Source organism: Stenotrophomonas sp. HMWF003 (assembly GCF_003061285.1).
In the GTDB taxonomy this organism is placed as follows: Bacteria; Pseudomonadota; Gammaproteobacteria; order Xanthomonadales; family Xanthomonadaceae; genus Stenotrophomonas; species Stenotrophomonas maltophilia_AP.
The window spans coordinates 1-6,139 of sequence record NZ_QAIW01000113.1 but is presented as its reverse complement, the minus strand read 5'-3'; the positions used below and the strand labels follow the sequence as shown (position 1 = coordinate 6,139).

Annotated in this window: 4 protein-coding genes; all 4 read right to left on the bottom strand. The window is 66.6% G+C overall.

Going from position 1 to position 6,139, the window contains the following annotated elements; genetic code table 11:
• Positions 1-2,081: methyl-accepting chemotaxis protein (locus tag DBR34_RS04485; RefSeq protein WP_128095884.1), on the bottom strand; the 2,081-nt coding region annotated here is incomplete at its 3' end.
• A gap of 347 nt (positions 2,082-2,428) precedes the next feature.
• A complete protein-coding gene (locus DBR34_RS04480) occupies positions 2,429-4,798 on the bottom strand; it encodes a methyl-accepting chemotaxis protein (RefSeq protein WP_128095883.1) in 2,370 nt (789 codons plus the stop codon).
• Between the two features lie 96 nt (positions 4,799-4,894).
• The gene (locus DBR34_RS04475) at positions 4,895-5,278 is read right to left on the bottom strand and encodes a hypothetical protein (protein WP_128095882.1); all 384 of its coding nucleotides are present in this window, start codon (positions 5,276-5,278) and stop codon (positions 4,895-4,897) included.
• Positions 5,279-5,431: 153 nt separating this feature from the next.
• Positions 5,432-5,923: a chemotaxis protein CheW gene (locus DBR34_RS04470; RefSeq protein ID WP_128095881.1), complete on the bottom strand. Its 492-nt coding sequence runs from the start codon at positions 5,921-5,923 to the stop codon at positions 5,432-5,434.
• Positions 5,924-6,139 lie beyond the last annotated feature (216 nt).

Below are 6,139 nucleotides of genomic sequence, written 5' to 3'. Positions count from 1 at the left end.
GACAGCTGGCCGGCTTGTTCTTCCATCGCACGCGCGGCGGCGGTGGCTTCTTCCACCAGTGCGGCGTTCTGCTGGGTGGTTTCGTCCATCTGCACCACGGTCTGGTTGACCTGGTCGATGCCGGCCGACTGTTCCTGCGAGGCGGCGGAGATCTCGGCCATGATGTCGGTCACGCGCTGCACCGAGGCGACGATTTCGCCCATGGTGGTGCCGGCCTTGTGCACCAGCGCCGAGCCGTCGGCCACGCTGGCCACCGAGTCGTCGATCAGGCCCTTGATCTCCTTGGCGGCCCCGGCCGAACGCTGGGCCAGGGTGCGTACTTCGGAGGCGACCACGGCAAAACCGCGACCCTGTTCGCCCGCGCGCGCCGCTTCCACCGCGGCGTTCAGCGCCAGGATGTTGGTCTGGAAGGCGATCCCGTCGATGACCGAGATGATCTCGGCGATGCGCCTGGAGCTGGCTTCGATCGCGCTCATGGTGGTGACCACCTGGCCGACGACGTCGCCCCCCTGGCTGGCCACGCCGTGCGCGCCGATGGCCAGCTGGTTGGCCTGGCGGGCGTGTTCGGCGTTCTGGCGCACGGTGGAAGTCAGTTCCTCCATGGAGGCGGCGGTTTCTTCCAGGTTGGCCGCCTGCTGTTCGGTGCGGCGCGACAGGTCGCTGTTGCCGCTGGCGATCTCGCCGGCGGCCTGGTTGATGCTGCCCGCCGCGGCCTGGATCTGGCCCACGATTTGGGTGAGCTGGGAGACGGTGGCGTTGGCATCGTCGCGCATGCTGGCGAACACGCCCTGGAAGTCGCCGTGCATGCGCACGGTGAGGTCGCCCTCGGCGATACCCGAGAGCAGCTGCGAGAGCTTGCCCAGGTTGTCGTCGCTGACCTGCATCATCGCGTTGAGGTTGGCGATCATCAGGCGGAAGTCGTGGTCGAAGCCGGCGGTGTCGCCACGCTGGCTGAAATCACCGGCCGCGGCAGCCGCGCCCAAGCGCTTGATCTCGGCATTGATGCTGGCCAGGTTCTGCTTGACCGCATCGACGGTGTCGGTGATGGCGGCCTTCTCGCCGGGGTAGCGCGCGATCTCGGCGGACAGGTCGCCCACCGCGTAGCGCTGCACCACCTGCAGGACACTCTGCATGGTCTGCACGTGCGCGCCGACCAGGGTGTTGGTTTCGTGCACCATCAGCCCGTACTCGCCGGGGAAGGCGCTTTCGTCCATGCGGTAGCTGGTCTGGCCGGCGTCGTGGCGGTTGGCCATCTCGCGCTGGCCGCTGATCACCGCGTGCAGCTGCTGCTGCATGCGCGCCATGCTTTCCAGCAGGCGGCCAGGTTCGTCGTGTGCCTGGGCACCGATGCGGCTGTCGAGCTTGCCGGCGGCGATGCTCTCGGCCACCTGCGTGGCCTGGCGCAGCGGCAGGGTGATGCGGTTGCCGATCAGCCAGCTCAGCGCCAGCACGATCAGCACCACGGCGCCGCCGCTGGCGGTCATGATGGCGGTGAACACCAGCGCCTGCTGCTGTACGTCTTCCATGTACACGCCGCTGCTGATCACCCACTGCCACGGCGCGTACAGGCCGGCGTAGGACGACTTGTCGTACAGGCCCTCGGCGCCGGCCTTGGCCCACTTGTAGGACACCACGCCGCCGCCCTGGCGCGCGACCTGGACCAGGTCGTGGAACAGCTGCACGCCGTCCTCGGAGCGGAATGCCTGCATGTCCTTGCCGATCAGGTCCTTGCGGAACGGATGCATCAGCACGCGGTACTGGGTGTCGTAGACGCTGTAGTAGTAGGCGTCGCTGTCGGCGCGCATGCGCTCGAGCGCTTCCAGCGCGGCGGCCTTGGCGGCCGGTTCGGTCAGCTCGCCGGTCTCGGCCAGGCGGTGGTAGTGGTCCAGGATGCCGTAGGTCAGTTCGACCTGGATCTTCAGGCTGTCCTTGCGGGTATCGGTGAGGTCCAGGTACTGCATGCGCGCAGCGATCACGGCCAGGGCGATGACGCCGACGGCGATGAGCGCGGTGAGCAGGTTGAGCTTGCGCCTGACGGACAGGTTGGAGAAATACTGGTTCCAGCGGCTGATCAGATTCATGGGCAGGGCATCTTTGGTCGACGAACGTGTCGCGGCAATGCTGTTATCGGCCAAAGGCAGCGGCTATTGAGGGCAGGTGACTGAGCGTATTCAGGTTCGACCGGCCCACGGCGGGGGTAGAGCCACCCCATGGGTGGCTGCGCGGGGTGCCGAAGGGGTAGAGCCGACCGTTGGTCGGCTGCACGCAATGGCGCAGATGGGTAGAGCCACCCCATGGGTGGCTGCATAAGGCGCCGGAAGGTGTGCAGCCACCCATGGGGTGGCTCTACCGGCGGTTTTGCCAACAAAAAAGGCCCCGATGGGTATCGGGGCCTTCCGTCATGCAGGGTTACAGAGCGCAGGTGCGCTTAGAACTCCTGCCAGTCGCCGTCAGCCAGCTCGGTGGCGACCGGGCGGGCCGCTGCACGGCGGACCGGGGCTGGCGCTGCGGCAACCGCGCGTGCGGCACGCGGGGCCGGGGCCGCCACGGCGGCCGGCGGCAGCACCACGTCATGCGCGTCGAGCTTGAAGATCGACACCGCGTCGCTGAGGTGGCCGGCCTGTTCTTCCATCGAACGGGCGGCGGCGGTGGCTTCTTCCACCAGCGCGGCATTCTGCTGGGTGGTTTCGTCCATCTGCACCACGGTCTGGTTGACCTGCTCGATGCCGGCCGACTGTTCCTGCGAGGCCGCGGAGATCTCGGCCATGATGTCGGTCACGCGCTGCACCGAGGCGACGATCTCGCCCATGGTCGCGCCCGCCTTGTGCACCAGGGCCGAGCCGTCGTTGACCTTGCCGACCGAGTCGTCGATCAGGCCCTTGATCTCCTTGGCCGCACCGGCCGAACGCTGGGCCAGGGTACGTACTTCGGAGGCAACCACGGCAAAACCGCGGCCCTGCTCACCGGCACGTGCGGCTTCCACGGCCGCGTTCAGCGCCAGGATGTTGGTCTGGAAGGCGATGCCGTCGATGACCGAGATGATCTCGGCGATCTTCTTGGACGAGGTCTGGATCGCGCTCATGGTGGTGACCACCTGGCCGACCACTTCGCCACCCTGGCTGGCGACGCTGTGCGCGCCGATGGCCAGCTGGTTGGCCTGGCGGGCATGCTCGGCGTTCTGGCGCACGGTGGAGGTCAGTTCCTCCATCGAGGCCGCGGTTTCTTCCAGGTTCGCCGCCTGCTGCTCGGTACGGCGCGACAGGTCGCTGTTGCCCGTGGCGATCTCGCTGGCCGCCGAGCTGATGGCCTGGCTGGAGTGCTTGATCTTGGTGACGATGCCGCTGAGCTGTTCGGCGGTGGCATTGGCGTCGTCGCGCATGGTGGCGAACACGCCCTGGAAATCACCGTGCATGCGCACCGTGAGATCACCCTGCGACAGTGCGGTGAGCAGGCCGGAGATCTGCTCGATGCTGGCCGCGTTGGCGTCCAGCAGGCCGTTGATCTGCTGGGCCAGCTGCAGGAAGAAGCCTTCCTTGCCATCGGCGCGGATGCGGCCGGACAGGTCGCCGGCGGCGGCCTGGGCAATCACGCGGGCCACTTCGGCTTCGACCAGCGCTTCGGGCGTGCGGTCGCGCCACTCGACCACGTGGCCGACGCTCTCACCGTCCTGGTTGCGGATGGTGGACACCACCTGGGCGAACTGCGCGTCGCCGAACTGCATGGCACGACGGGCCACGCCGTTCGCCTTGAGGTTGTTCAGCAGGTTGGCATCCATCTCGCCGCGGTGCTCGAGCACGGTCAGCGGGCGGCCCACCAGCGAGGTGCCGGCATCGAAGTCGGGCAGGTGCTTGCGCAGCTCATCCTGGTACTGGGTCAGGCTCTGCTCGAGTGCGCGGTTGGCGTAGACGATGTTGAGCTGGTTGTCGGTCAGGTACACGCCGGTGGAGCTGTAATCCAGCGCGGTGCGGATGCGCAGGTTCTCGCGGGCGATGGCCTGGTCGGTTTCGGTGCGCTCGCGCAGGTCGCGCTGCATGCGCTGCATGGCCTGCATCAGGTCGCCGACTTCATCCTTGCGGGTGACGTCGATATGGCCGTCGAGCTTGCCGCCGGCCACGTCGTTGGCGACCGACACGGCGCCGCGCATGCTGCCCACCAGCGAACGGGCGAACAGGTACACCAGCACCAGGCCGAGGGCGGCACCGCCGAGCAGGGCGATGACGGTCAGGGTGGCCGAGGCGGCATAGGTCGATTCGGCTTCCTCGCGCGAAGCGCGGGCCAGACGGTTGTCTTCGGCGATCAGCGCTTCGAGCGCCGAGGAGGCCTTCAGGTGCTTGGTGCGGGTCTCGCCGACGAAGGTATCCACGGCGTCATCGGGGAGATCCAGTTCCAGCATCTCGGTGACGGCATCGTAGGAGGCCAGCGAGTCTTTCCAATCCTTGGCGAAGGTGTCGAACAGCTTCTTCTGCTGGGGATTGTCGATCAATTCGGGGTATTTCTTGATGGACAGGTCGATCTTGCCGCGCAGTTCGGCGGCGCGCTTCTTGGCGTCGGCCTTGACGTCGTCGCTGGCGCGGATCAGGCCCTGGTAGGCCGAGTTGCGGTATTCGCCGACCATGCCGCGGATTTCACCGGCGGTGCGGATGCTTTCCATCCGGTGGCCGGCCAGTTCGGTGGTGACGTTGTTGAGCGAGTACAGCCCGCGATACGCCACGATGCCCTGCAGCAGCATCACCAGCAGGAGGACACCGAAAGTCAGCATCAACTTCGGCATCAGTTTGAGGTTGTTGATCCAGGGCATGGGCGGTGCGATCTCCAGTGGCAAACGCGTCCGGGCGTCGTGCCCGGTTGCAGCGACCACGCCGGCCAGTGCCGGCGTGGCATGGCGTACGGCGGATTACTTGATGTTGGCGAGCTTGAGGCCGGCCGGCGAGCTGACTTCGATTTCAGCACGCGATGCGTCGCGGGCGATCTTGCCGATCACGCACACGGTCTTGCCTTCCAGGGTTTCCAGCGGGAAGCTGAACTTGCCGCGGTTGGCACCGGCGATGCGGGCCGAGAAGGTGTGGCGCGGGAACGCGCCGCCCATGTACAGGAAGGTCGGCTGGCCTTCGGAGCCTTCGGCGTAGCGGGCCTTTTCGACCTTGCCGCAGACCATGCCGTCCTTGCCGACCGAGCGCGGTGCCATTTCCGGCGGGATCATCTCAGCCGACTGGGCGAAGGCGGACGAGGCAGAGGAAGCGAGGACGGCAACCGAGAACAGCGCAAGCAGGGACTTCATCGGGAAAAATCTCCGGGGGAAATTGGACGAGTTGGCCCGGCCTTGGGCAGTCCCACACAGCCGGGTCCTGAAGCAGCTATCGGCCGTCGCGGGGGGAACTGAAGAACTTTTTTCACGACCCCGGTCGAATCGACCGGGGAGGCGAGGGCACGATCAGGCGGCGGCGTCTTCAACGTGGGCCGGCTGGCCCATGTCGGCGCTGTCGAGCAGGGTTTCGATGTCCAGCAGGATCAGCATGCGATCGTCCTGGGTGCCGATGCCGGAGATGAAGCGGGTATCGACGGCGGCGCCGAACTCGGGGGTCGGGCGGATCTGGTCGGCGTTGAGCGGGATGACGTCGGAGACGCTGTCGACGACGATGCCGACGACGCGGTCTTCGACGTTGAGCACGATCATGACGGTGAAGGCGTCATACGTGGCCTTTTCCAGGCGCAGCTTGAGGCGCAGGTCGATGACCGGGACGATGGTGCCGCGCAGGTTGATGACACCCTTGATGTAATCGGGGGCATCGGGCACGCGGGTGACCGAGTCGTAGCCGCGGATTTCCTGGACCTTGAGAATATCCACGCCGTAGTGCTCGGCGCCGAGGGTGAAGCTGAGGTACTCGCCACCGCTGCTGGCGGCGTTGGGGTTGCTGTCGTTCATGGAAGGAATCCTGGGTCGGGCGTGGCGGTAAGGAAAAACCGGGCGTCACGCTCAATATCGGCCTGGAGGGCAGCGACTTTAGTGGGCTTGGATAGGGCGGTCAGCTGTTCACTGCTGAAGCGCGGCGGGCGGTGCCAGGCCCTGCCGGGACACGCCGTGAACCCATCCATGGGGGCTCGTGGGCGCCTTGCTCGTTTGTGCAATCCTGCACAAACG

Excerpts from the sequence above, each read along its gene's own strand:
- DBR34_RS04475 (WP_128095882.1), bottom strand. The coding sequence starts at position 5,278 with ATGAAGTCCCTGCTTGCGCTGTTCTCGGTTGCCGTCCTCGCTTCCTCT.
- DBR34_RS04470 (WP_128095881.1), bottom strand. The coding sequence starts at position 5,923 with ATGAACGACAGCAACCCCAACGCCGCCAGCAGCGGTGGCGAGTACCTC.
- DBR34_RS04480 (WP_128095883.1), bottom strand. The coding sequence starts at position 4,798 with ATGCCCTGGATCAACAACCTCAAACTGATGCCGAAGTTGATGCTGACT.